Below are 25,165 nucleotides of genomic sequence, written 5' to 3' on the forward strand. Positions count from 1 at the left end.
CGGTGTGAGCCCGGGGCGAGACGCGGAGGGAAAATCACCCCGGAGCCGCCGGAAGAACGGTCTTCACAGGCCCAGTAGACCCGGCCGCAGATCCAAGGAAGAGGGCCCTCCCAGCGAGGGCCAAGGAGGGTGGTACCGCGGGGCCCGAAGGGTCTCGTCCCTCCACGCCACTGCCCGCACCAGCGTGGAGGTCCCGCTCGCCATGTCCGCCTATTTCCGTTCTCTTCCCGCGCAGGTCGATCTTCCCGCCCTCGAACACAAGGTCCTCGACCGCTGGCGGGACGGCAAGGTCTTCGAGCGCTCGGTCGAGCAGAACGCGGGCGGTCCCAACTGGGTCTTCTACGAGGGCCCGCCCACCGCCAACGGCATGCCGGGCGTGCACCACGTCGAGGCCCGCGTCTTCAAGGACCTCTTTCCCCGTTACAAGTCGATGCAGGGCTACAACGTGCCCCGCAAGGCCGGCTGGGACTGCCACGGCCTGCCCGTCGAGGTCGCCGTCGAGAAAGAGCTCGGCCTGACCGGCAAGAAGGACATCGAGGCGTACGGCGTCGCCGAGTTCAACGCCAGGTGCCGCGAGTCGGTGCTGCGGCACGTGGACGCCTTCGAAGAGATGACCGAGCGGATGGGCTACTGGATCGACCTGTCCCAGGCCTACCGGACGATGGACCCCGCCTACATCGAGTCGGTCTGGTGGTCCCTCAAGGTCATCTTTGACAAGGATCTCCTCTCCCGTGACTTCCGGATCACGCCGTACTGCCCCCGTTGCGGCACCGGCCTGTCCGACCACGAGCTGGGCCAGCCGGGCGGCTACGAGACGGTCAGCAGCCCGTCCGTCTACGTCCGCATGCCCGCCACCTCGGGCCCGCTGGCCGATCTCGGCGCCTCCCTGCTGATCTGGACCACCACCCCGTGGACGCTGGTCTCCAACACGGCGGTGGCCGTGCACCCCGACGTGACCTACGTCGCGGCGCGCCCCGCCGGGTCCGACGAGGTGCTGGTGGTGGCCGAGCCGCTGCTGGTCTCGGCGCTGGGCGAGGACGCCGAGGTGCTGGCCACCTTCCAGGGCTCGGAGCTGGAGCACACCACCTACTCCCGCCCCTTCGACCTGGTCGACATCCCCGGCGCGCACTACGTGGTGCTCGGCTACTACGTCACCACCGAGGACGGCACCGGCCTGGTCCACCAGGCGCCCGCCTTCGGCGCCGACGACCTGACGACCTGCAAGCGGTACGGCCTGCCCGTGGTCAACCCGATCGGCCCCGACGGGCGCTTCCTGGAAGGCGTCCCCCAGGTCGGCGGCCAGTTCTTCAAGGACGCCGACGAGGGCCTCACCGCCGACCTGCAGGCACGCGGCCTGCTCTACCGCGGCGGCCACTTCGAGCACAGCTACCCGCACTGCTGGCGCTGCCACACCGCACTGCTCTACTACGCGCTCCCCGCCTGGTACATCCGCACCACCGCGATCAAGGACCAGCTCCTCGCCGAGAACGAGAAGACCAACTGGTACCCCGAGACGATCAAGTGGGGCCGCTTCGGCGAGTGGCTGCGCAACAACGTCGACTGGTCGCTGTCGCGCTCACGCTACTGGGGCACCCCGCTGCCGCTCTGGGTCTGCTCGGCCCATGAGGAGCACATCACCTGCGTCGGCTCGATGGCCGAGCTGAGCCAGCTGTCCGGCCAGGACGTCTCCGCGCTCGACCCGCACCGTCCCTACGTCGACGACGTCACGCTGCCCTGCCCCACCTGCGGCGCCGAGGCGCGCCGGGTGCCGGACGTGATCGACGCCTGGTACGACTCGGGCTCGATGCCCTTCGCCCAGTGGGGCGCCCCCCACCAGAACGCCGAGATGCTCCAGGAGGCCTATCCCGCGCAGTTCATCTGCGAGGCCACCGACCAGACGCGCGGCTGGTTTTACTCGTTGATGGCGGTCGGCACGCTGGTCTTCGAGAAGTCGTCGTACGAGAACGTGCTCTGCCTCGGCCTGATCCTCGCCGACGACGGCCGCAAGATGAGCAAGCACCTGGGCAACGTGCTGGAGCCGATCCCGCTGATGGACCAGCACGGCGCCGACGCGCTGCGCTGGTACATGGCCTGCGGCGGCTCGCCGTGGGCGGCCCGCCGGGTGGGGCACAGCGCCCTGGAGGAGATCGTCCGCAAGGTCCTGCTGACCTACTGGAACACCGCGTCGTTCTTCACCCTCTACGCCAACGCCGAGTCCTGGTCGCCGTCCAAGCTCGACGAGGCCCCCCCGTACGCCGAGCGCCCGCTCATCGACCGCTGGGCCCTGGCCGAGCTGCACCGTACGGTGGCCGAGGTCACCGCGTCGATGGACGAGTACGACACCGCCCGGGTGGGGCGGCGGCTGGCGGAGTTCCTCGACGACCTGTCCAACTGGTACGTCCGGCGCTCCCGCCGCCGGTTCTGGTCCGGTGACGCCTCGGCGTTCGCCACGCTGTACGAGTGCCTGGAGACCGTCACCCGGCTGATGTCGCCGGTGGTGCCGTTCACCACCGACTACGTCTGGGACGTGCTCCGCGACGCCGACGCCCCCGTCTCGGTCCACCTGGCCACCTGGCCGGCGGTCAACGACGACCTGCTGGACGGGGCTCTGTCGGAGCAGATGGCGCTGGTCCGCCGCCTGGTGGAGCTGGGCCGCTCGGCCCGCGCCTCCAGCGGGGTGAAGACCCGCCAGCCGCTCGGCCGCGCCCTGGTCGGCGCTCGCGGCTGGGCCGCGCTCTCCTCCGAGCTGCGTGAGCTGATCGCCGACGAGCTCAACGTGAAGGGCCTGGAGGACCTGTCCGGCGTTGAGTCCGACCTGGTCTCCTTCACGGTCAAGCCCAACTTCCGGGCGCTGGGCAAGCGGTTCGGCTCGCAGACCAAGCTGGTCGCCGCCGCCGTCACCTCCGCCGACGCCGGGAAGCTCGCTCACGTGCTCCGCTCGGGTTCGCCGGTCTCGGTGGACGCGGGCGAGCTGGGCACGGTGGAGCTCACCACCGAGGACGTGATCGTCACCGAGCAGCCGATGTCCGGCTGGGCGGTGGAGACCGGAGCCGTCGACACCGGTACCGGTGAGACCGTCGCCCTCGACCTGACCATCACCGATGAGCTGCGCCGCTCGGGTCTGATCCGCGACGTCATCCGCCTGCTCCAGGACACCCGTAAGTCCACCGGCCTGTCCATCTCCGACCGGATCGACGTGTGGTGGTCCACCGGCGACGCGGACCTGGCCGAGGCCCTGCGCACCCAGGGTCAGACGGTGGCCGACGAGGTCCTCGCCGTGTCCCTCACCGAGGGCGCCACGGATGACCTTCCCGTCCTGCAGGACACCGACCTGGGTCTGACCTTCCAGCTCCGCCGTACGGTCTGATCCATCCGCGGGCGGCCGCGGGCAGGATCCACCCATGAGAAAGGGCCGAGTCCCGGGGCCCTTTCTCATGTGCCGGCGTTTCCTGATCCGTTTCCACGACCCGCGCGGTTCGGGCGTACCCTGATCCACTTCCACGGCCCGCGCGTGGTTCCGGCGCGTCCTGGCCCGCTCCTACGACTACGTGGTTCAGACATGTCCTGGCCCACTCCTACAACCGCGTGGTTCAGACATGTCCCGATCCACTTCTACTGCTCACACGTGTCCCGATCCGGGTCACGAGCGTCCGGAGCCTCCGCCCGCTCGTGACGCCGGGGAAGCGCCGCCCACGGCAGAGCCGCCAGCGGGCGCGGGCTAGTGATCGCTCAGGCAGACGGGGCAGCTGGTCAGACCGGCGTCCTCGGCCTCGCTCTGGGACATGGTCTCGACGCCGCTGCCGCCCATGCCCTTGATGAGGGGGCAGTCGGAGTCGTGAAAGCGGCGGGTGCCGGCGATGACCTTGACCGCTTCCCGCTTCGGGCCGGACTCCGTCTCACGGTCGGGCTCTGCCTCCTGGTCGGGCTCCGCCTCCGGATCCGCCGAACCTGGCCGATCCCAGATGACCGGGATACCCCCCGGGGAGGTGTCGTCGTCATCGCGATCCTCGAACGGAACCCTCTCCTGGGCCTTCTGAGCGGACTGCACCGCGGCCTCGTCGGGCTCGGCCGCCGCGGACTCCGCCGGGGTGAGGTCGGCTGGAACCGGCTGCCCAGCGCGCCCGGATGCGGTCTCGGCCGACTCCACGGGCTCGGCGACATCGTCCGCCGGTTCCGCGGGCGCGGGCACGGCGGGAGCCTTCCGCTTCACCTCGGAGGAGGCCTCAGGGGCCGCCCCCTTGGCAGAGGCGGTCTCAGACTCGGCGGATTCGGATTCGGCGGTCTCAGGCTTGACCGCCTGGGATCCGGAGGCCTCGGGCTTGGCGGACTTGGATCCGGCGGCCTCAGGCTTGACGGGTTCGGGGGTCTCCGGCTGGTCGGCCGAAGTCTCGGACCGGGCCGATGCCTCGGACCCGGTCGACGACTCGGCCGCCGTGGGCGATCCGGGCTCGGCGGGCTTTCGCGTGGCCGGCTCGGACTCGGCGGGCGATCCGGGCTTGACGAGCTCGGGATCGGGATTCGCCGGGGCTTCGGTGCCGGACTCCGCAGGCGCGACCGCGTCGCGGTTGAACCAGCTGGTCGCCTCGGACTCGGCCGGGGGGATCTCCGGAATGGACGGCGACAGGAACGAGAACGACGGGACGGCGGACTGCCCGGTGCGGGGCGGCGGGTTCACCGGCTCCTGAGGACGCGTCTCCCCCGGCTCCTGGGAACGTGTCCGCCCAGACTCCGAAGGGGGTGTCTGCGCCGCCGGAGGATGGGCGTAGGGCTTGGCCGGCGGAACGACGGTCTCCTGCCCGGAAGCCGAGATCTCCTGCCCGGCGAGCGGGCTCTCCTGCCTGGACGAGGTCTCCTGCCCGGCGGGCGAGGCGACGGGCTTGTACGGGGACGTGAATCTGGCGGTGGCCTCGTGATGACCGGGCTCTCGCGAGGCGCCGGAGGAGCTGGACTCCTGGGAGGAGGCCACCTGCCCGAGGGGCTTGACGGGCTCCTGCGCTCCTGCGGGGGCGTCCTGCGGCTGCGCCCCGGCGATGGACTCGGGTAGGCACGTGGTGCAGGGCGTGAAGCCCTCTTCCCGCGCCTCCTCATGAGTGAGCTCCTCATGATCCCTGCCGACCAGCTGCCGGCATCCCGCGACGTGATAACGCTTACGTCCGGGGATCACCAGCACGATCGCCCCGTCGTCCAGGGGGCCCTGCCTCGCGGCGGGGACCGGCCTGGCCATCGGACTCAGCCGTGGCTGGGCCGCGACGGTCGCCGTCTGCTGCATGCCGCGCGGCATCATCATCTGCGGGGGGTGAGGAGAGGTCTGGTTCGGCATCATGTGCGGTGCGGGCAGCGGCCCGGCCGGAACCGGCCCCTTCTGGGGGAACGCCGGAGCAGCCCCGGCGTGCCCGCCGGGGAACAACTCGTGGCGGCGCAACAACGCCCCGATCACCAGGAAGACCGCGGACAGAAGACTGATCGCGATCGACCACATGACCAGATATGCCTGGCCCAGCACGAACCCCGCGATAAGCAGGACGATGGCCGTGAGCACCAAGCCAGCGCTGACAAGGATCACAGAAAAACTCCTGGTGCGGATCAAGGGGGATGACCCGCGACACCTTAGCGGCGGTCGTTGTGAGGACCGTCAACGCCCTGGAAGGCGCCTGAATGCTGCGACGGATCGCCACCGAACGGGTTGTTGGGGGGGCCCTGCATCGGCTGCTGAACGCCCGGAGCCACGGCGTGGGACATGGCCGGAGGCCCGCTCACGATCGGGAATCCGCCGCTGCCCTCGGCAGCCACGTTCAGCTCGGCGAGCTGGTTCTCCAAGTACAGCTTCAGACGGCTGCGGTATTCGCGCTCGAAGGAGCGGAGCTCCTCAACCTTGCGCTCAAGCTCGTCACGAGTCTGCACCAGAGAGCCCATGGCCTGACGGTGCCGCTCCTGCGCGTCGCGTTCGAGCGTCTCAGCGCGGGCACGGGCGTCACCGATGACCTGCTCGGCCTGGCGACGCGCCTTGCCGAGAATGTCGTCGGCCTCGCGACGCGCCCTGGTCACCGTCTCGTCCGCCTCCCGGCGGGCGTCGGCGATCGCCTGATCCGCAGTCTGCTGGGCCAAGGCGAGCACGCGAGCCGCAGTGTCCATGTTGTCCTCAGCCGGGGGCATCCCCATGCCGACGGGAACAGGCTGCTGATGCTGCACCGGCTCGGGAGCACGCATCGGCTCCGGCTGCTGCATCATCATCTCAGGCTTGGGCTCGGCGATCGGGGCGGGCGCCATGGACATGCCCATTCCACCGGGGACCTTGCCCCGTAGGCACTCCGCCAGCTTGGCGCGGAGCTCCTCGTTCTCCTGAATGAGGCGGTCCAACTCGGACTCCACCTCATCAAGGAAGGCGTCTACCTCTTCCTCGTCGTAACCCGGCCTGAGTCGGGTCGTACTAAATTGCTTGTTCCGCACATCAGCGGGCGTCAGCGGCATTTCGGTCTCCTTGGCGCGCTTGGAGTCGATCCGGAGGACGGTACTCGATCACGGAAGCGCGGACACGAGTTGGATCAAGACCAAGACCACAATGAACAGCACTGTGAAGCTTAGGTCAAAGGCCACCGTACCCAACCGGAGTGGTGGAATGAAACGGCGGAGGAACTTGAGAGGTGGATCGGTCACCGTGTATACGGCTTCCGCCAACACGAGGACGATCCCGGTGGGGCGCCACTGACGTGCGAACGCCTGCACCGTCTCAAAGATCATTCTGCCGATCAGCAGAACGAGGTAGATCGAAAGGACGATGACCAAGATCCCTCTAAAGAGCTCCATGGTCCGCCCCTGTCTCCACTCTGTCCTGCCGCCTTGGGTCCCGTCGGGGCCTGTCCGGTCGGTCACTGTTCATGGTGGAACTCTAGCTCTGGTTGAAGAACCCGCGTTCCGCGATTCGAGCCTTGTCCTCGGCGGTCACCTCAACATTGGCTGGGGACAACAGGAACACCTTGTTGGTAACACGTTCAATGCTGCCATGTAGGCCAAAGACGAGACCTGCCGCAAAATCAACAAGTCGTTTTGCATCACTGTCAACCATCTCGGTCAGATTCATGATGACCGGAGTCCCATCACGGAAGTGCTCACCAATGGTGCGCGCCTCGTTGTATGTACGGGGATGAAGCGTCGTGATACGGGCCAGATCGGTCGTCCGGCGCTCCAGGACGGTCGTCGCGGGCCTCGGGGCGGGCACGCCTGGATCAGTGTCGTCCTCGCGGTCCTGGACCGTGCCAGGGCGCTCATCGCCCTCACGCCGAGGGTCGTCGAAGTCTTCGTACTCGTCGTCGGAATAGCTGTCGTATCTCTCGTAGCGGTCGTCCTCCACAAGACCGAGGTAGACCGCCATCTTGCGCATCGCGCCGGCCATCGCTAGTTCTTCCTCCGTCTTACTTTGATTTGCCCGGGGCGGTAGCCACACCCCCTTGGAGCTCACCACCGTTCGACCTCTATCTGGATACGCGGACGCCAAGGCCCACTTGAAGGGACATTACCTGACGAAGGGCTTCCTGCGACCGAGCAACGCCGTACCAACACGCAGGTGTGTCGCACCATTCGCAATAGCCTGGGACATATCACCACTCATTCCAGCCGAGATGGCGTCGGCCCCGGGATGAGCATCCCGTACGACCTGCGCGATCTCCCGCAATCTCGCGAAGGCCCTGGAGGGCTCCTCCCCCAGCGGCGCGACCGCCATCACCCCGCCCAGCCTGATCCCCCCGGATCCGGCGACGGCCTCGGCCAGGGCCGGCACGTCCTGGGGCGGCACGCCGCCCCTTGCGGGGTCACCGTCCAGGGCGACCTGCACCAGGCAGGTGATCTCCCTGCCCACCCTGAGCGCCTCCTGGCTGAGTGCCGCCACCAGGCGCGGGCGGTCCACCGAATGAACGACGTCGGCGTAACCGATCACCGAACGGACCTTGTTGGTCTGCAGCTGGCCGATGAAGTGCCAGACGAGGCCCAGGTCGGCGCATTCCCGCGCCTTGGCCGAGGCCTCCTGGTCACGGTTCTCCCCCACGTCCGTCACCCCCAACTCGGCCAGCAGTCGCACGTCCGAGGCTGGGTAGGTCTTGCTCACCGCGATGAGCGTCAGCTCCCGGCGGGTACGGCCGACGGCCCGGCAGGCCTCGGCGATCTCCGCCTCCACCTTGGCCAGGCCGGCCGCGATCTCATCACGTCGTGTTGTTTCCGTCACGTCTCCGCCGCTCGAATACTGACAAACAGGCGGAATCTATTCTTCCGGCCACGGCTGAGTGATCCGTCATCCACCCAGCCGTGAGCAATGTCACTTCAGGAAATCGGGGACGTCCAACTCCTCTTCCTGCTCCTCGAAGATCACCGGACGCCGGCGGCCGGGGTCGGGAACCCTCGCGGAGATCGAACTCGGGTGCGACGGCTCGGGAGCCGGGCGCGGGATCGACACCTGCGGGGAGTGCGGCTCCTCCGTGCGGTGCGGCTCGGCATGCTCCGCCGGAGAATGCGCCTGCGAGGCGGGTTGAACCGGGTGGCTCTGCTGCTGTGCGGGCGGTGCCTCCGCCGGGGCGGGGGGCGGGCTCGCGATCGGCCGCATCGGCTGCGGGGTGTACTCGACCCTCGGCTCCGGACGGGGCTCGGCCTTGACCGTGGGCGCCATCGGACGAACCGGGGAGGTCACCGAGGGCGGCTGGACCGGGCGGGACGCCGGCTGCGGCCGGGAGGCGGGCTGCGGAACGACCGTCTTGACCTCCGCGACCGGCTCGTCGAACCCGGCGGCGATCACGGTGACGCGCACCTCGTCGCCGAGGGCGTCGTCGATGACCGTACCGAAGATGATGTTGGCATCCGGCGCGGCCGCGTTGGAGACGAGCTGAGCCGCCTCGTTGATCTCGAAGAGACCGAGGTCGGATCCACCGGCGATCGACAGCAGCACACCGTGCGCACCGTCGATGCTGGCCTCCAGCAGAGGGCTGGAGACGGCCATCTCGGCTGCCGCGACCGACCTGTCGTCGCCGCGCGCGTGGCCGATGCCCATGAGCGCCGAACCGGCGCCGGACATGACCGACTTCACGTCGGCGAAGTCGAGGTTGATCAGACCCGGGGTGGTGATGAGATCGGTGATGCCCTGGACACCGGAGAGCAGCACCTGGTCGGCCGCCTTGAAGGCGTCCAGCACGCTCACCTGCCGGTCGGAGATCGACAGCAGCCGGTCGTTCGGGATCACGATGAGGGTGTCGACCTCCTCGCGGAGGGTCTCGATCCCGGCGTCGGCCTGCATTGCCCTGCGACGGCCCTCGAAGCTGAAGGGCCTGGTCACTACGCCTATGGTCAACGCACCCAGGGAGCGGGCGATGTTGGCCACCACCGGAGCTCCGCCGGTGCCCGTGCCGCCGCCCTCACCGGCGGTGACGAACACCATGTCGGCGCCCTTGATGACCTCTTCGATCTCCTCACGGTGGTCCTCGGCCGCCTTGCGCCCGACTTCGGGATTCGCTCCCGCGCCGAGGCCGCGGGTGAGTTCGCGTCCGACATCGAGTTTGACGTCGGCGTCACTCATCAGCAGCGCCTGGGCGTCGGTATTGATGGCGATGAACTCGACGCCCTTGAGTCCCTCCTCGATCATCCGGTTGACGGCGTTGACTCCGCCTCCGCCGATTCCTACAACCTTGATGACCGCGAGGTAGTTCTGCGGTGCTGCCACGACGAGGGGCCTTTCCGCTCGTTGACTTGCAATTTCATGCGGCACGGGGCCCGTGCCGTCGTTTCCAAAACCCTCACCCTCAAGTTGAGATTTAGCTTTATGTCAACCTGAGGAGTGATACGGACAGTAGGAGTTACGCTCCAGGCGGGTCAACTAACCGCGCCGCAAGGGCGCCCGGCGTGTCGCAGGCCGCCCTTGTCCAGAGAACGCGCGTGATCCGATGACGTCACTTAACGGTCACAACGTCAGGCGAACTGACGTCATAGGTGTCAGCCTGACGTCTAAGCAGCGTAACAAGGATCCGCGCCTTGTCCGCCGGACGGTCCCCTCCGCCCCACACGACCGTGCGGCCGTCCTTGAGACGCAATGAGACCGTTTCGGCGGAGGGCGCGAGCACCTCCGCGACCCGCGGGGCCAGATCCGCCGGCAGCGCGCCCATGACGGTCAGCGCCGCGGCGGTCGCCGGGTCGTTCGGCCCCGGGCGGTCCACCCGCAGCACGGGAAGGGTCGGGGGCGCGACGTCCCTGATCTCGGTCACCACCCCGTGCCGGTCCATGAGCGCGGATTTGAGCCCGACCTGTACCACCGCCACCGGCTCACGCTCCACGATCTCGACCAGCAGGGTGCCCGGCCAGCCGCGACTGACCACGACCGACTCGATCTGCGGGATCCTGCCGATCCGGTCCTCGACCTCGGCCAGGTCCACCGTGGCGAGAGGTTTGCCCTCGGCCACCCCCGCCACCTGCTGGATCCGCTGGGCGGGAAGGCCGAGGTTGCCCACCACCTGGATCTCCCTCACCCCGAGCACCGACGAGAAGAACACCAGCCAGGCGGCGGTGCCCACCACCCCCACGGTGAGCAGGGCCAGGAAGGCCGACCGCCACACACTGCTCATCGCCCCGCCCCCTCCGGCGACCCACGTCGTCTGGCGCGGGTCACCGCGCGGCCAGCTCCGCCACGATTCTGGGCCCGAGCTCGGTCACGTCGCCCGCACCCATGGTGAGCACGATGTCACCGGGCCTGGCCCTCTCCGCCACCAGGGCGGGGACGCTCTCCCGCTGCGGCGCGTAGGCCACCCGATCGGCCGGAAGCGGCACCTTACCCGCCACCAGCGCCCCCGAAACACCCGGCTCGGGATCCTCACGGGCACCGTAGACGTCCAGGACGATGGCCTCGTCGGCCAGCCCGAGGGCGATGCCGAACTCGTCGGCGAAGAACCTGGTCCGCGAGTAGAGATGCGGCTGGAAGACCGCGATGACCCTGCCCGTGCCCGAGAAGGACGCCACCACGTCCCGCGCCGCGCGCAGGTCGGCGGCGAGCTCTGTCGGATGGTGGGCGTAGCTGTCGAAGACCGCGACTCCCCCGGCCTCCCCCTTGGCCTCGAAGCGGCGCTTGGCACCGGTGAAGGCGGCCAGGCCGTCACGGATCTCGTCGAAGGACACACCCAGCTCCGCCGCCACCGCGATGGCCGCGGCGGCGTTGAGCGCGTTGTGACGGCCGGGGACGGCCAGCCTGACCTCTCCGTGGCCGTGGACCTCAAAAGTGATGCCCAGGCCGTCAGGAGTGATCTCACCCACCCTGAGGTCGGCGTCGTCGGCCTCACCGTACGTGATCACTCTGAGGCCGCGCGCACGGGCGATCGGGACCAGCGCGGCGGAGCCGGGGTCGTCGGCGCAGATGACCATGGTTTTGCCGACGCGCTCGACGAAACGGGCGAAGCTGTCGTAGACCGCGCGCGGATCGCCGTAGTTGTCCAGATGATCCGGCTCCACGTTGGTCACCACGGCGATGTCCGGAGCCAGCATGAGGAAGGAGCCGTCGCTCTCGTCGGCCTCGGCGACGAAGACCTCGCCCGTGCCCTCGTCGGCGCCCAGGCCGGTGGTCACCAGCTGGCCGCCGACGCAGTAGGACGGGTCGGCACCGCACTTCTGCAGCGCCACCGTGAGCATCGAGGTGGTGGTGGTCTTGCCGTGGGTCCCGGCCAGGGCGACCCCCGTCTTGCCCGCCATGACGGAGGCCAGCGCGGCGGCCCTGGGGATCACCCGCAGGCCCTGGCGCAGCGCCTCGCCGAGCTCCGGGTTGGAGTCGCGGATCGCGGTGGAGACCACGACGGTGTCGATGTTCTTGATGTGCGAGGCTGCGTGGCCGATGTGGACCCTGGCCCCCAGCTCCCGCAGTCCGTTCAGCATGTCCGAGCCGCGCGAGTCGCTGCCGGAGACCGGCACGCCGCGCTTGAGCAGGATGCGGGCGATGCCAGACATTCCGGAACCGCCGATCCCGATGAAGTGGACCCGTCCGAGATCTCCTGCCGCGACCGGATCGACCAACTTGACGAGGCTCACTTACTTCTCCCCTGCTGCGCGATCTGCATCACCTGGCGGGCGAGCGTCACATCGGCGTCCTTGCGGCCCATCCTGGACGCCGCCTCGGACATGATGACCACGCGTTCGGGGTCCGACAGGATGGGCAGAAGGTTCTGGATGATCCACTCCGAGGTCAGATCGGCATCGTCGATCATGATGCCGCCCCCGCCCTGCACGATCGGCATGGCGTTGAGGCGTTGCTCGCCGTTGCCGTGCGGGAGCGGGATGTAGGCGGCCGGCAGGCCCACGGCGGTCAGCTCGGCACAGGTCATGGCGCCGCTCCGGCACAGGGCGAAGTCGGCGGCGGCATAGGCCAGGTCCATCCGGTCGACGTACTGCAGCACGACGTACTGGGGGTCGCCCGGCGGCGGCTCCACCTCGAGCGTGTTCTTCGGGCCGATGACGTGCAGCACCTGCACCCCGGCCCTGCGGAGCGCGGGGGCGGCGGCCAGGGCCGCCTGGTTGAGCGACCGTGCGCCCTGGGAGCCGCCGGTGACCAGCAGCGTGGGCAGGTCGGCCTCCAGCCCGAACCAGGAGCGCGCCTTGTCACCCATGGACAGCCGGTCCAGCGTGACGATCTCACGGCGAAGAGGGATCCCCACATACTTCGCGCGGGCCAGAGGGGTGTCCGGGTGGCCGGTGAAGACGTGGTCGGTGAGCCGTGCGCCCAGCCGGTTGGCCAGTCCGGGCCGGGGGTTGGCCTCGTGCACCACGATCGGCACCCCGCGCCGCCGTGCCGCCAGGTAGGCGGGGGTCGCGACGTAACCACCGAAACCGACCAGCACGTCGGCCTGGACACGGTCCATGATCCCCGCGGCCGCGTTGATGGCGCCCGCCAGGCGCCCGGGCACGCTCAGGAGCTGGGGCGTGATGGCCCGGGGCAGCGGCACCGCGGGCACGAGTTGCAGCTCGTAACCCCGCGCCGGCACCAACCGGGTCTCCAGGCCGCGCTCCGTGCCGAGACAGGTGATCCCGATGTTCGGGTCAAGTTGGCGCAGCGCGTCGGCCAGAGCCAGCGCTGGTTCGATATGACCGGCCGTCCCGCCGCCGGCGAGGACCACCCTCATGTCGGTCCTTTCGCTTATCGTTTTCTGCGGACCGGCCATCGTTTCAGCGCCGGACCACCCAGGCCAAGCCAGCTTAGGCCCCGCGCCACCGGTCCGGGGCCATGCGCGGCGAGAGCCTCGCGCGCGCCAGGCTCATGTTTTGCGAACGAGAGCAGCATGCCGAGCGCGGCGAGGGTGGGTAACAGGGCGGATCCGCCGTAGGAAACCAGCGGCAGCGGGATCCCGGTGATGGGAAACACGCCGATGACCGCGCCGATGTTGACGATCGCCTGGCCGGCGATCCAGGCGACCGCGGCGGCCGAGGCGAGCCGGACGAACGGGTCCTTGACCCGGGTGGCCACCCGCAGCCCCGCGTAGCCGAGCAGGCCGAACAGCGCCATCACGACGAGCGTGCCCATCAGGCCGAGCTCCTCTCCGAGGATGGAGAAGATGAAGTCGCTCTCGGCGTGCGGGATCCAGCTCCACTTCTGCCTGCTGGAGCCCAGACCCAGCCCGAACCAGCCGCCGCTGCCCATGGCGATCTGCCCCTGCACCGCCTGGAAGCCCGAGGTCTGGGCGTTGCCCCACGGGTCCAGCCATCCCGCGATCCGTTCGGAGCGGTAGCCCTCGGTGCTGATCATGACGATGACCGCGAGCACCGCCACCCCGAGGATCCCGCCGAACAGTTTCAGCGGCGCGCCCACCACCCACAGCAGCGACAGGAAGATCAGCATCAGCACCAGCGTGGTGCCGAGGTCGCGCCCCAGCATGACCATGACGGCCAGGATCACCGTGCCGGGCATCAGCGGGATGAACAGGTTTCGCCACTCGATCCGGCCGCCGCGCGCCTTGCGGGCCAGCAGGTCGGCCCCCCAGAGCATCAGCCCGAACTTGGCCGGCTCGGACGGCTGCAGGTAGATCGGACCGAGGTCGATCCAGCGCTGGGCCCCGAGCTGGGAGGTGCCGACGAACAGCACCAGCACCAGTCCGATGATCGACAGCGCCATCAGCGGGTATCCGGCGAGCTTGAAGAACCGCAGCGGCAGCTGCGCGCAGATCCACATCAGCGGGACGCCGATCGCGACCGAGATCGACTGCTTGAAGAACCAGTAGAACGGGCTTCCCGTCTCCTGCAGCGCCTCGATGCTGGAGGCGGACAGCACCATCATCAGGCCCAGCGCGAGCAGCAGGGCGCTGCATCCCAGGATCAGGTAGTAGGAGGTCAGCGGCCGGTTGAGCAGCTCCCGGAAGGCGTTCAGATGCTCGCGGAACCCGTCCTGGCGGGAGGCGGCGCCCTCATGCGCCGTCACGCTCACGCCCGTCTCCCGCCGTCCTCTGTGGCAAGACGCCGCACGGCTCGGGCGAACGCCTCCCCTCGGGCCGGATAACCGGCGAACATGTCCAGGGAGGCACCGGCCGGAGCCAGCAGCACGGTGTCTCCGGGGGTGGCGAGCCTTGCGGCTTCGGTGACGACGCGATCCATGACCCCAGTGTCTTGCCCTGGCACCTCAACCACCGGAACATTCCCGGCGTGTCGCGCCAGAGCCTCGCGAATTCGCCCGCGATCGACACCCAGGAGCACCGCGCCGCGCAGCCGCGGCGCTGCCCGCCGTACGAGCTCGTCCACGTCGGCGCCCTTGAGCTGACCTCCGGCGATCCAGACGATCGACGCGTAGGCGGCGAGCGACGCGGCGGCGGCGTGCGGGTTGGTGGCCTTGGAGTCGTCCACGTAGTCGACCTCGCCGACCCGGGCCACGTGCGCGATCCGGTGCGGGTCGGGGACGAAGTCCAGCAGGCCCCGCCGTACGGCCTCGGCCGGCACCCCGTAGGACCTGGCCAGGGCCGCGGCGGCGAGCGCGTTGGCCACGTTATGCGGCGCGAACGGCCGGACGTCGGCGAACGAGGCGAGCTCCTCGGCGTTGCGCACGGGGTCGGCCACGAAGGCCCGGTCCACCAGCAGGTCCTCGACCACGCCGATCTGGCCGGGCCCGGGGACGCCGAGGGTGAAGCTCACGCTCCGCGCGGCTCCGGGATATCCCCGCGCGCTCTCGTACGGTGCGGCCAGGCGGGCGGCCCACTCGTCGTCGGCGTTGTGGACGACCGTCCCGGCCCGGGTGAAGATCTCGCCCTTGACGCGGGCGTACTCCTCCAGGGAACCGTGCCAGTCGAGATGGTCGGGGGCGACGTTGAGCAGGGCGGCGGTGTGCGGGGCCACGCTGGGCGAGCGGTGCAGCTGGAAGCTGGACAGCTCCACCGCCAGAACGTCCCAGGGCCCCGTGACGGCCTCCAGGACCGGGGTCCCGACGTTGCCCGCCGCGAGCGCCCTGTGCCCCGCGGCGGCCAGCATGGCGGTGAGCATCCGCACCGCGGTGGTCTTGCCGTTGGTGCCCGTCAACGCCAGCCACGGGGCCGCACCGGCCGGACGGAGCCGCCAGGCGAGCTCGACCTCACCGATCACCTCGATCCCGGCCGCCGCGGCGGCGACGAGCAGCGGGTGGTGCGGCGGCCAGCCGGTCGTGACGACCATGGAGGTGCCCGGAGGCGGCTCCACGGGCTCGCCGAAGCGGACCTCGACCCCGAGCCCGGCGAGCTCCTCCGCGCTCGCCCTGGCGCGCTCGCCGTCCCTGCCCTCCAGAACGATCACCTTCTCGCCCCGGGCGGCCATGATCCGGGCGACGGCCGTGCCGGAGACCCCGAGACCGGCGACGCAGATCACGCCGCCCTCCCCCGCGGACGGAGCTGCCGTGCTCATCGTGTGCTCATCGGTTCACTCGCCGCGCTCGCTCGTCACTTGGGCATCCATTCGACGTAGAACAGTCCGAGGCCGGCGGCGGCGCAGAGCGCGGCGATGAGCCAGAAGCGCACCACGATCGTCGTCTCCGCCCAGCCCGCCAGCTCGAAGTGGTGCTGGAGTGGAGCCATCCTGAAGACCCGTCTGCCGGTCATCTTGAAGAAGCCCACCTGGATGATCACCGACATCGTGATGATCACGCACATCCCGGCCAGGATGATCAGCAGGAACTGGGTGCGGGTGGTGATGGCCAGTCCGGCCAGCACGCCGCCCAGGGCCAGCGAGCCCGTGTCACCCATGAAGATCTTGGCGGGCGGGGCGTTCCACCACAGGAAGCCGACCAGCGCGCCGAGCACGGCGGCGGCGACCACGGCCAGGTCCAGCGGGTCCCGGACCCAGTAGCAGTTGGGACCGAGCTGGACGGTGCAGCTGTTACGGAGCTGCCAGTTGCCGATCAGCACGTAGGAGGCCAGCACCACACCGGTGGCACCGCTGGCCAGGCCGTCGAGGCCGTCGGTGAGGTTCACCGCGTTGGAGAAACCCACGATCATGATCAGCACCAGGATCGCGAACCCGATGAGACCGATGGACGGGCCGAAGTCCCGCAGGAACGACAGCCGGGTCTCGGCCGGGGTGATCATGTAGGCGTTCGGGAAGCGGGTCACCAGGACCGCGAAGACCGCGCCGATGACCAGCTGCCCCAGCGCCTTGGCGCCGCTGCGCAGGCCGAGGCTGCGCTGCTTGTAAATCTTGATGAAGTCGTCGAGGAAGCCGACCGCGCCGAGGCCCACCATCAGGAACAGCACCAGGACCGCGGAGATCGTGGGCGTGGTCTGGCTGACCAGGTGGGCGCAGGCGAACCCGATCAGCGACGCGATCACGATCACGGTGCCGCCCATGGTGGGGGTACCGCGCTTGTCGTGGTGGCCCGAGGGGCCCTCTTCACGGATGCTCTGCCCGTAGCCACGCCGCGAGAACAGGCGGATGGCCAGCGGCGTGCCGAACATGGACAGCAGCAGGCCTACCGCCGCCGCAATGATGATCTCTGTCATTGGCGGTCACCTTCGAGCAGCGCTGCGGCCACACGTTCCAGTCCGGCCGCACGCGGCCCCTTGACGAGCACCACGTCACCCGGGGCCAGCAGCCCCGACAACTCGGCGCCCGCCGCGGCCGCGTCGGCGACGTGCGTGATGTGTACGGTGGCCGCGGCTGCGGCTCCGCCTTCCTGGTCTTCCTGGTCTTCCTGCGGGGAGTTCGCGCCGTCCGGACCCGGATCGCCGCCTCCCGGAACGCCGCTCGCTCCGTCCTGGGCGACGGCTCTGGCGCCGGCCAGGACCGGCTCGGCGTCGGGGCCGACGACGAACAGGCCCGCGAGACCGGCGCTCCCGGCCAGACGGCCCAGTTCCTCGTTCAGGGTCGCGCTCTCCTCGCCCAGCTCCCGCAGCGCGGCGATGACCGCGAAGCGGCGGCGCCCGCCTGCGAGGGTGTCCAGGGTGCCGAAGGCGGCGCGCATGGACTCGGGGTTGGCGTTGTAGGCGTCGTTGATCACGGTGACCCCGTCCTGGCGGTCGGTGACCTCCATCCGCCAGCGGCTGCGGGGCTCGGCCTCCGACAGCTCCTCCGCGATGGTGGCGACCGGCAGGCCGAGCTCGTAGGCGGCCGCGGCGGCGGCTAGCGCGTTCTGCACGGCGTGCTCGCCGTACAGCCTGAGCCGGACGGGAGCGGCCCCGGACGGGGTGCGCAGCGTGAAGGCGGCGCGGCCCCGGGCGTCGACGGTCACGTCCTCGGCCCGTACGGCCGCGCTCTCGGCGCGGCCGTACCAGGTGACCCTGGCCTCGGTGCGCTCGGCCATCGCGGCCACCAGCGGGTCGTCCGCGTTCAGTACGGCCACGCCGCCGCTGGTCAGCGCCTCGACCAGCTCTCCCTTGGCCTTGGCGATCGCCTCCTTGCCGCCGAAGACGCCCAGGTGGGCGCTGCCGACGTTGAGGACGACGCCGATCTTCGGCGGGGCGACGCGGGTGAGGTGCTTGATGTCGCCCATGTATCTGGCGCTGAGTTCCAGCACCAGGTAGCGGGTGCCCTCGTCGGCCTTCAGCACGGTGAGGGGGTGGCCGATCTCATTGTTGAACGACTCGGCGGGGGCCACGGTCGGGCCGATCCTGGCGGTGAGCCTGGCCAGCAGGTCCTTGGTCGTGGTCTTGCCCGCCGAGCCGGTGATGCCGATGACCGTGGTCTCCGGCAGGTCCGCGCAGACGGCGGTGGCCAGGGCCGCGAGCGCGGCCACGGTGTCGCCCACGATGATCGCGGGGACCTCGACGGGCTTGGACGCCAGCACGGCGACCGCTCCGTCGGCGATGGCCTGGGCCGCGAAGTCGTGCCCGTCGACTCGTTCGCCCTTGATGGCGACGAACAGCGACCCCGGTTCGACGGCCCGGGAGTCGATGACGACCGGGCCGCGCACCACCGCGCGGGGATCGGCCATGCCCGCGAGGGCGCCCGAGGTGATCTCGGCGATCCTGGCCAGCGGCAACGGGATCATGATGCGTCTTCCCTACTCTCCATACGTGCTTCGGCGCCCGGTTCGGTTCCGCCGCCTGACGATCGCGTCGGCGACCACTTGTCTGTCGTCGAACGGGAGCACCTCGTCACCGACGTACTGCCCCTGCTCGTGACCTTTCCCAGCCACGACGACGACATCACCGAAACCCGCCCGGCTAATCGCCAGGTCGACGGCCGCGGCGCGGTCCGGCTCAATGATCACATGTGCGCGCCCATCCTGGGGCACGCTGAGAACTCCGTCCATCATCTCCGCGAGAATCCGCAGCGGATCCTCGGAGCGGGGGTTGTCGCTGGTGAGAATAGCCACATCCGCCAACCGGGCGGCGGCCTCCCCCATCATCGGGCGTTTGCCCCGGTCACGGTCACCGCCGCAACCGAGCACCACGGTCAGCCTGCCCGTGGTGACCGCGCGAAGCGAGCGCAGGACCGACTCCACGGCGCCCGGCTTGTGCGAGTAGTCGACGATGGCCTGGAAATCCTCGCCCCCGGGCACCCGCTCCATCCGGCCCGGCACTCCGGCGAGCGTGCCGACGCCCGCGACCGCGGTCCGCAGCGGCACCCCGGCCTCCACGAGGGAGACGATCGCGCCCAGGGCGTTGGCCACGTTGAACAGGCCCGGCAGCGAGATCGTCACGGCCTCCTCGACGCCGCCGGGGCCGGCGACGCGGAAGGCGCTGCCCTCGGCGCCCAGACGCACGTCCACGGCCCGCCAGTCGGCTTCCGGGGTGCCCTCCGCGGAGAAGGTGGTCATCGGGATCTTGGCCAGGCTGAGGAGCTTGCGCCCGTGGACGTCGTCGAGGTTGACGACGCCCACGCGGCTCATCTCGGGGGTGAACAGCCGGGCCTTGGTCGTGAAGTAGTCGTCGAGGTCCTTGTGGAAGTCGAGGTGGTCCTGGGACAGGTTGGTGAACAGCGCGACGTCGTAGAACACCACGTCGACGCGGCCCAGTGCCAGCGCGTGGCTGGAGACCTCCATGGCGGCGGCGGTGACGCCCTGCTCGCGCATGAGGGCGAACAGGCCCTGCAGGTCGCTGGCCTCCGGGGTGGTCAGCTTCGGCATGAAGCGGAGCTCGCCGGCGTGGATCTCCACGCCCCCGATCAGCCCCGCCTTGTGTCCCGCGGCCCGCAGCCCGGCCTCCAGCAGGAAACTGGTGGTGGACTTGCCGCTGGTCCCGGTGACGCCGATGACCATCACGTCCGCCGCGGGATTGCCGTACACCCAGGCGGAGACCTGCCCGAGCAAACGGCGCGGATCCGGCACGACGAGGACGGGCAGGCCCGTGGCGATCGCGGCCTCCCTGCCCGCCTGGTCGGTCAGGATCGCGGTGGCTCCCGCGGCGAGGGCCTGCGCGGAGAAGTCGGCGCCGTGGGAGGCGGCTCCCGGCAGCGCGACGTAAAGATCTCCCCGCCGCACCTGGCGCGAGTCGATGGTGATCCCCGAGATTGCGGCCAGCGGCGCTCGTGACGTGCCGGAAGGCGCGCCGAGCAGGCTTGCTAGCCCCGAGAGCGAACGGGGTGAACTGGTGGATGGTCGCATGGACGACGGGGGACGCACGGCGAGAGCGTACCTTCACTCATCATTCCCCGGCGCGTATCCGCACCGGAGAGGGCTGGGTGCCGGTCGGCGGGATCTTCTTGCTCTTCAAGGCGAACGTCATCACCTGCTTGAAAACCGGGGCCGCGATCTCCCCGCCGTAGTAGCCCTTCTGGGGGTCCTGGACCACTGCCAGGACGACCAGACGGGGTTTGTCCGCGGGGGCAAACCCGACAAATGTCGCGCTGTATCCACAATAACCCTGACATTTAGCGTCATAGCGCATCGCGGTACCTGTCTTACCGGCCACCCGGTAGCCGTCGATGGCGGCGAGGTGGCCCGTGCCCTCCTCGCTCACCGCGGCCTCCAGCATGGAGGAGATCTCCTTCGCCGTACGCTCACCGACCACCCGGGTCTGCTTGCCCGGCTTCGACGGCGTGAACGCGCCGTTCTCGGCAGTGGTGCCGGCCACGACCTGCGGGGCGACGCGGACTCCGCCGTTGGCGATGGTCTGGTAGACGCTGGCCGTCTGGAGCGCGGTCACCGAGACGCCCTGGCCGTAGGCGATCGTGCAGCGCTGGCTGCCCGACCACGACTTCCAGTCGGGCAGGAGCCCGGCCTCCTCACCCAGGAGGCCGGCACCGGGCTTGGCGCCGAAACCGAAGCGCTGCAACATCTCGTACAGCCTCTGGTCTCCGACCTTCTGGTCCCCGATCTTGTGCGCGGCGAGGATCGTGCCGACGTTGCTGGAGGTCGCCACGATGCCGGAGAAGGTCAGCCGCTCGACGGCGTGCGGGTGGGAGTCGCGAAGCACCCGGTCCGCGCACCTGACCTGGTCGGGGACCGTGAACAGGGTGTCGGGCCGCACGGCTCCCGACTCCAGGGCCGCCGCCGCGGTGATGACCTTGTTGGTGCTGCCCGGCTCGAACACGTCCGCCACCGACCGGTTGACCCAGTCCTTGGCGGGGGTCTTCGACCAGTTCTTCAGGTCGAGCTCGGGGGCGTTGGCCATGGCGACCACCTGGCCGGTCTGCACGTCCATCACGATGGCGCTGCCGGTGCGGGCTCCGGTGGCCGTGACCTGGTCCGTGATCGCCTTCTGCGCGGCCCACTGGACGTCGCGGTCGATGGTGAGCCGTACGTCCCGGCCCTCCACCGGCGCCTCCAGGGTGTTGCGGGTCATCGGGATGCGCTGCCCCATGGCTCCCGTCTCGACGAACTGCTGTCCGTCGCGGCCGGCCAGCAGCTTGTCGTAGGTGCTCTCCAGCCCGGTCAGTCCCGTGCCGTCGTCGCCGACGAACCCCAGCAGGGTGCCCGCCAGGTTGCCACCGGGGTAGTCGCGCCGGTAACGGTGCTTGGCGCCGACGCCCTTGAACTCGTGATCCATGATCCGTTGGGCGACGGGCGGGTCGACGGCGGCGGCCACCTGCTCGTAGTGACTGCTGGTGTCGGCGAGCTTGGCCGCGATCCCCTCCTTCGGCTGGCTCAGCTCCTTGGCGAGGACCGTGGCCACCTGGTCGCGTTTCTTGGCGTCGACCTCGGAGGGATCGACGAAGATCTCGCGCGCCTCCAGGGTCAGCGCGAGCTCGTGTCCGTTGACGTCGGTGATCGAGCCTCGCCGCGCGGTCAGCTTCTCGGCCTGGACCCGCTGTTTGGCCGCCTCCGCCGTATAGACCTTCGAGTCGAGGCCCTGGAGCTGGATGAGCCGTCCGGCGAAGATGGAGAGCACGAAGGTCATCGCGATCAGGCTGATGTTGATGCGCCTGCCGGGGTTGCCCAGCCGCAGCACCGCCGGCGGCCGCGCGGGCGGTCGCGGCGGCCTGCCGCCGGACCATCCCCTGGGGCGCGTACGGCCCGGATCGGTCATCTGCTCGCCCGTCCGCCTCGGGGCGGGACGGACCCGGCCCGGAGCGGTCTGCGGCTCCTGTGGCCGCGGAGGACGCCCCGGCCTACGCGGCGTCTCAGGGCGCGGCGTTTCGGGGCCCGGAGGCCTGCCGGATCTGCCCGCCGTCTCCGGACGCGCGGGCCTGCCGGGAACCTCCGGCCTTCCCGCTCCCTCGGAGCGCGACCTCGCCTGCCTGTCGGGTCGCCCGGACCTGCCCTGCCCGGGCTCCGGCGCCTTGCCCGCGGAACCCTGCCTGCGCGGCGCCGCGGAACCCGGAGGCTTGCCGGACGCACCGGGCCTGACGGGCCGCTCGGGCCCCGAAGACTTGCCGGGCGCACCGGGCCTGGCGGATCTCTCGGGCCCGGGTTTCCTGCCGGAGGAACCGGGCCTGCCCTGCCCGTCGGGACCCGGCGCCCTGCCGGACGGACCGGACCTGTTCGGCCCGTCGGAACCCGGCGGCCTGCCGGAGGAACCGGGCTTGGCCGGTCCGTCGGCGGAGGAGGGCCTGCCGGACGAACCCGGCCCTCCGCGGCCCTCGGGACCCTCCGGGCGGGCCGGACGGCCCGGACCCGGCTTTCCCGTCGCGTCCGGACGGCCGGGACCGCCCGGGGCACGGCGACCGGTGCCTCCGGCGGATCCACCGCCGGAACCGCCCCGGCCCGGCCCCTGGCCCCTGCCTCCGGCGTCCCTCACCGGCCCGTGCCCGGCACTGGCTCCTGCCCGGCGAGCGTCTGTCCGTCGCTGGCGGTCCGGCTGGTGGGATGGCCGGGGATGAGGGGGAGCAGCTTGTTCCAGTCGGGGTCCAGTCCCTGGAGCGAGCCCTTGTCCGCGACCGCGGCGGGCATCTCGAGCAGCATGTTGGTGTGCTCCAGCTCTTCCTTCTGCTGGTGGGACAGGTTGATGTCGGCGCGCAGCTTGCTCAGCTCGAAGGAGTCCCGGGCGAGGACGGTGTTCAGCAGCAGCAGGCTGACCAGACCACCGCAGAGCAGACCGACCACGAGCAGCACGAAGGGAGCCCTCGGCGCACGCGCAGGCCGGGGCGCCGCGGCCGCGGGGGCCGCGACCGGCGCGGCCGGCGCACCGACGGGCACGGGCTTGGCCGGTGCGGGCCTGGCCGGTCTGGGCCTGTGTCCCTGCGGCATCGTGCGGGGGACGTAGGCAGGTCGCGCACCACGGCTCGGCGCGGTGCGGCGGACGTCTGACTCACTCCTCGTCAACTGCCTCACGGATCCTCTCTGCCGCCCGACACCGGGCAGAGGCCGCCCGCGGGTTGCGGGTGACCTCCTCTTCACTTGGAAGCTCGGCTCCCTTGGTCAGGAGGGCGAACCGCGGCTGATGCGCCGGCAACGGGACGGGCAGCCCCGGCGGGCTGGTGTCCCTGGTCCGCGCCGTGATGACCTGCTTCGTCAGCCGGTCCTCAAGGGAGTGGTACGCGAGCACGACGACGCGCCCGCCCAGCGTCAATGCGTCGAGCGCGGCTGGGAGCGCGCGTTCCAGCGCCGTCAACTCCGCGTTCACCTCGATCCGCAACGCCTGAAAGGTTCTCTTCGCGGGGTTGCCCCCGGTCCGTCTGGTCGCGGCTGGGATTGCCGTGCGGACAATCTCCGCAAGCCGCTTGGTCGACGTTATGGCCTCCCTGGCCCTTTCCTTGATGATTAGGTTCGCGACACGCGGAGCAAATCGCTCTTCGCCGTAATTGCGGAGAATCTTGATCAGTTCGGCGGCCGTGTAGGTGTTGACGACGACTTCGGCCGTCAGCTCCTCGTCGCGGTCCATCCGCATGTCCAGCGGGGCGTCGTAGGAGTAGGCGAAACCTCGCTCGCCCTCGTCCAACTGGGGCGAGGAGACGCCCAGGTCGAAGAGCGCGCCGTGGACACGGGGGTGACCGGCCTCCGCCAGCACCTCGGTGAGCTCGTCGGAGACCGCGCGCACCAGCGTGATCCGGTCGGCGTACGGCGCGAGCCGGATCGTGGACCGCTCGATCGCGTCGGGGTCGCGGTCGATCCCGATCAGATGCAGCGAGGGATGTGCGGCGAGCAGCGCCTCCGCGTGGCCGCCGAGCCCGAGATTGGCGTCGACGACGACGGGGGCGGGGCGGGCAAGCGCGGGAGCGAGAAGCTCGAGTACGCGATCAAGCATCACGGGCACGTGGCCGCCCGGCACCTGAAGATCATGGTTGTCGTTACCCGCGCGCATGAAGCGCAATCCCCCTTTTTCCGCCTCGTCTCATAAGACGTGCGGCGGACGTTCATCGGTATGTTTACTGGCCCCCACCCTCGGGGCCGTCCGGCCAGGTCCCCATCCGCACCCGCGTATCGGTCCGACACCTGACACCGGGGAAGGTGCATCAGCTGACGGACTAGGTGTGGTTGCGGGTGGAGACCTCGCCGAACGACGTTTTAACCGATGAGTCGACCGTGGAGTCACAGAATCCCTGGCAGCACCTCCTCCGAGAGATCGGCAAAAGCCTGCTCTTGATCGGCCAGATAAGTGCTCCAGGCGTGTGCATCCCAGATTTCCAGCCGGGTGTTGGCTCCGATGACCACGCAGTCACGGCACAGGTTGGCGTATTCGCGCAAAGCCTGTGGGACGGTGATCCGGCCTTGCTTGTCGGCGACCTCGTCAGATGCACTGGCGAAGAAGACACGGCTGTAGTCGCGGACCGCCTTGGCGGTCATCGGCGCGGTGCGCAGAGCCTCGGTAATGCGCTGGAACTCCTCTACGGGAAAAACGTAGAGGCAGCGCTCCTGGCCTTTGGTGATCACCAGACCCTCCGCCAGCTCCTCACGGTACTTCGCCGGCAGGAACAGCCGTCCCTTGTCATCAAGACGCGGGTGATGAGTGCCGAGGAACACCGGCCCCACCTCCCGTGCCTGGCGGAGTGCCCGGCGTTAGTAGCCCCTGCCCTCCACTGCGCACCACCATACTCCACTTCTCCCCACCGTCAACTGATTCTGCGGGTCTTCGCGCGCTGTTTTGCTGATATTTCCGCAGCTCAGAAGGGGTGGTGCGGAGTGGAGGGGATGAGGGCCCCCTTGCGTGTCGCGAGCACGCCCAGAAGGCACCCGAATAGTCAGAAGATTTGTGAATCGACCGCATCGCGGTGATGAGTGACAGAAAGTGAAGCCCCCCGGTCAACGCCGGTCCCGGCCGCGCCCGGCCGCATCCATCTGTCACAGAGTCCGTACGTCAATGGCACGAAAACACGACGGCCATGCCACACACTGTGGCTGTTCACCCGGAATCGGCCCTAATGACCGCATAAAGTCGCCGCTGGAACGTACAGCGCC

19 protein-coding genes are annotated in these 25,165 nt (G+C 69.7%); 1 reads left to right on the top strand and 18 read right to left on the bottom strand.

All coding sequences use genetic code 11. The features are described 5' to 3' along the window. Positions 1-202: 202 nt before the first annotated feature. Positions 203-3,367: an isoleucine--tRNA ligase gene (gene ileS / locus CHC08_RS06010; RefSeq protein ID WP_089206144.1), complete on the top strand. Its 3,165-nt coding sequence runs from the start codon at positions 203-205 to the stop codon at positions 3,365-3,367. Between the two features lie 351 nt (positions 3,368-3,718). Here the strand turns inward: ileS and CHC08_RS06015 are convergent, their stop codons facing one another. The 18 genes from CHC08_RS06015 to mraZ all read right to left on the bottom strand — a co-directional run bounded on the left by CHC08_RS06015 (position 3,719) and on the right by mraZ (position 24,730). Next, positions 3,719-5,563, bottom strand: coding sequence for a hypothetical protein (locus CHC08_RS06015; protein WP_143653124.1), 1,845 nt, complete (start codon positions 5,561-5,563; stop codon positions 3,719-3,721). Positions 5,564-5,607: 44 nt separating this feature from the next. Further along, entirely contained in the window at positions 5,608-6,468 is an 861-nt protein-coding gene (locus tag CHC08_RS06020) for a DivIVA domain-containing protein (RefSeq protein ID WP_089206146.1), read from the bottom strand. Positions 6,469-6,516: 48 nt separating this feature from the next. Continuing rightward, entirely contained in the window at positions 6,517-6,804 is a 288-nt protein-coding gene (locus tag CHC08_RS06025; protein ID WP_089206275.1) for a YggT family protein, read from the bottom strand. A gap of 82 nt (positions 6,805-6,886) precedes the next feature. Next, a complete protein-coding gene (locus CHC08_RS06030) occupies positions 6,887-7,390 on the bottom strand; it encodes a cell division protein SepF (protein WP_089206147.1) in 504 nt (167 codons plus the stop codon). Between the two features lie 120 nt (positions 7,391-7,510). Beyond that, on the bottom strand, positions 7,511-8,215 hold the full coding sequence (locus CHC08_RS06035) for a YggS family pyridoxal phosphate-dependent enzyme (RefSeq protein ID WP_089206148.1): 705 nt from the start codon (positions 8,213-8,215) through the stop codon (positions 7,511-7,513). Between the two features lie 90 nt (positions 8,216-8,305). After that, a complete protein-coding gene (gene ftsZ / locus CHC08_RS06040; protein WP_089206149.1) occupies positions 8,306-9,697 on the bottom strand; it encodes a cell division protein FtsZ in 1,392 nt (463 codons plus the stop codon). Between the two features lie 226 nt (positions 9,698-9,923). Next, entirely contained in the window at positions 9,924-10,592 is a 669-nt protein-coding gene (locus tag CHC08_RS06045; protein WP_089206150.1) for a cell division protein FtsQ/DivIB, read from the bottom strand. Between the two features lie 40 nt (positions 10,593-10,632). Continuing rightward, positions 10,633-12,039, bottom strand: a complete 1,407-nt coding sequence (gene murC / locus CHC08_RS06050) for a UDP-N-acetylmuramate--L-alanine ligase (protein ID WP_089206151.1) — start codon at positions 12,037-12,039, stop codon at positions 10,633-10,635. Beyond that, the gene (gene murG / locus CHC08_RS06055) at positions 12,036-13,127 is read right to left on the bottom strand and encodes an undecaprenyldiphospho-muramoylpentapeptide beta-N-acetylglucosaminyltransferase (RefSeq protein ID WP_089206152.1); all 1,092 of its coding nucleotides are present in this window, start codon (positions 13,125-13,127) and stop codon (positions 12,036-12,038) included. Before murG ends, murC begins: the two co-directional genes overlap by 4 nt. 14 nt (positions 13,128-13,141) lie before the next feature. Then, complete coding sequence (gene ftsW, locus CHC08_RS06060; protein WP_089206153.1) at positions 13,142-14,422, bottom strand: putative lipid II flippase FtsW; 1,281 nt, start codon at positions 14,420-14,422, stop codon at positions 13,142-13,144. Continuing rightward, positions 14,419-15,858 (bottom strand): UDP-N-acetylmuramoyl-L-alanine--D-glutamate ligase, encoded by a 1,440-nt coding sequence (murD, locus tag CHC08_RS06065; RefSeq protein ID WP_089206154.1) that lies wholly within the window; start codon positions 15,856-15,858, stop codon positions 14,419-14,421. The genes ftsW and murD overlap by 4 nt, the downstream gene beginning before the upstream one ends. Positions 15,859-15,893: 35 nt before the next feature. Next, positions 15,894-16,949 carry a phospho-N-acetylmuramoyl-pentapeptide-transferase gene (mraY, locus tag CHC08_RS06070; protein WP_089206155.1) on the bottom strand — a complete coding sequence of 352 codons (1,056 nt, stop codon included), beginning with the start codon at positions 16,947-16,949 and terminating at the stop codon, positions 15,894-15,896. Then, positions 16,946-18,436, bottom strand: a complete 1,491-nt coding sequence (locus tag CHC08_RS06075) for a UDP-N-acetylmuramoyl-tripeptide--D-alanyl-D-alanine ligase (protein WP_089206156.1) — start codon at positions 18,434-18,436, stop codon at positions 16,946-16,948. The genes mraY and CHC08_RS06075 overlap by 4 nt, the downstream gene beginning before the upstream one ends. Before the next feature lie 12 nt (positions 18,437-18,448). Next, positions 18,449-19,993: a UDP-N-acetylmuramoyl-L-alanyl-D-glutamate--2,6-diaminopimelate ligase gene (locus CHC08_RS06080; RefSeq protein WP_089206157.1), complete on the bottom strand. Its 1,545-nt coding sequence runs from the start codon at positions 19,991-19,993 to the stop codon at positions 18,449-18,451. 40 nt (positions 19,994-20,033) lie between these two features. Further along, positions 20,034-21,779: a peptidoglycan D,D-transpeptidase FtsI family protein gene (locus CHC08_RS06085; RefSeq protein WP_476718280.1), complete on the bottom strand. Its 1,746-nt coding sequence runs from the start codon at positions 21,777-21,779 to the stop codon at positions 20,034-20,036. Positions 21,780-22,564: 785 nt separating this feature from the next. Continuing rightward, the gene (locus CHC08_RS06090; RefSeq protein WP_089206159.1) at positions 22,565-22,882 is read right to left on the bottom strand and encodes a hypothetical protein; all 318 of its coding nucleotides are present in this window, start codon (positions 22,880-22,882) and stop codon (positions 22,565-22,567) included. A 196-nt stretch (positions 22,883-23,078) separates the two neighbouring features. After that, positions 23,079-24,071 (bottom strand): 16S rRNA (cytosine(1402)-N(4))-methyltransferase RsmH, encoded by a 993-nt coding sequence (gene rsmH, locus CHC08_RS06095; RefSeq protein WP_089206160.1) that lies wholly within the window; start codon positions 24,069-24,071, stop codon positions 23,079-23,081. 227 nt (positions 24,072-24,298) lie between these two features. Next, positions 24,299-24,730 carry a division/cell wall cluster transcriptional repressor MraZ gene (gene mraZ, locus CHC08_RS06100; RefSeq protein ID WP_089206161.1) on the bottom strand — a complete coding sequence of 144 codons (432 nt, stop codon included), beginning with the start codon at positions 24,728-24,730 and terminating at the stop codon, positions 24,299-24,301. Between the last annotated feature and the right edge of the window lie 435 nt (positions 24,731-25,165).

This window comes from Streptosporangium subroseum (assembly GCF_900188345.1).
GTDB classification, from domain to species: Bacteria; Actinomycetota; Actinomycetes; order Streptosporangiales; family Streptosporangiaceae; genus Streptosporangium; species Streptosporangium subroseum.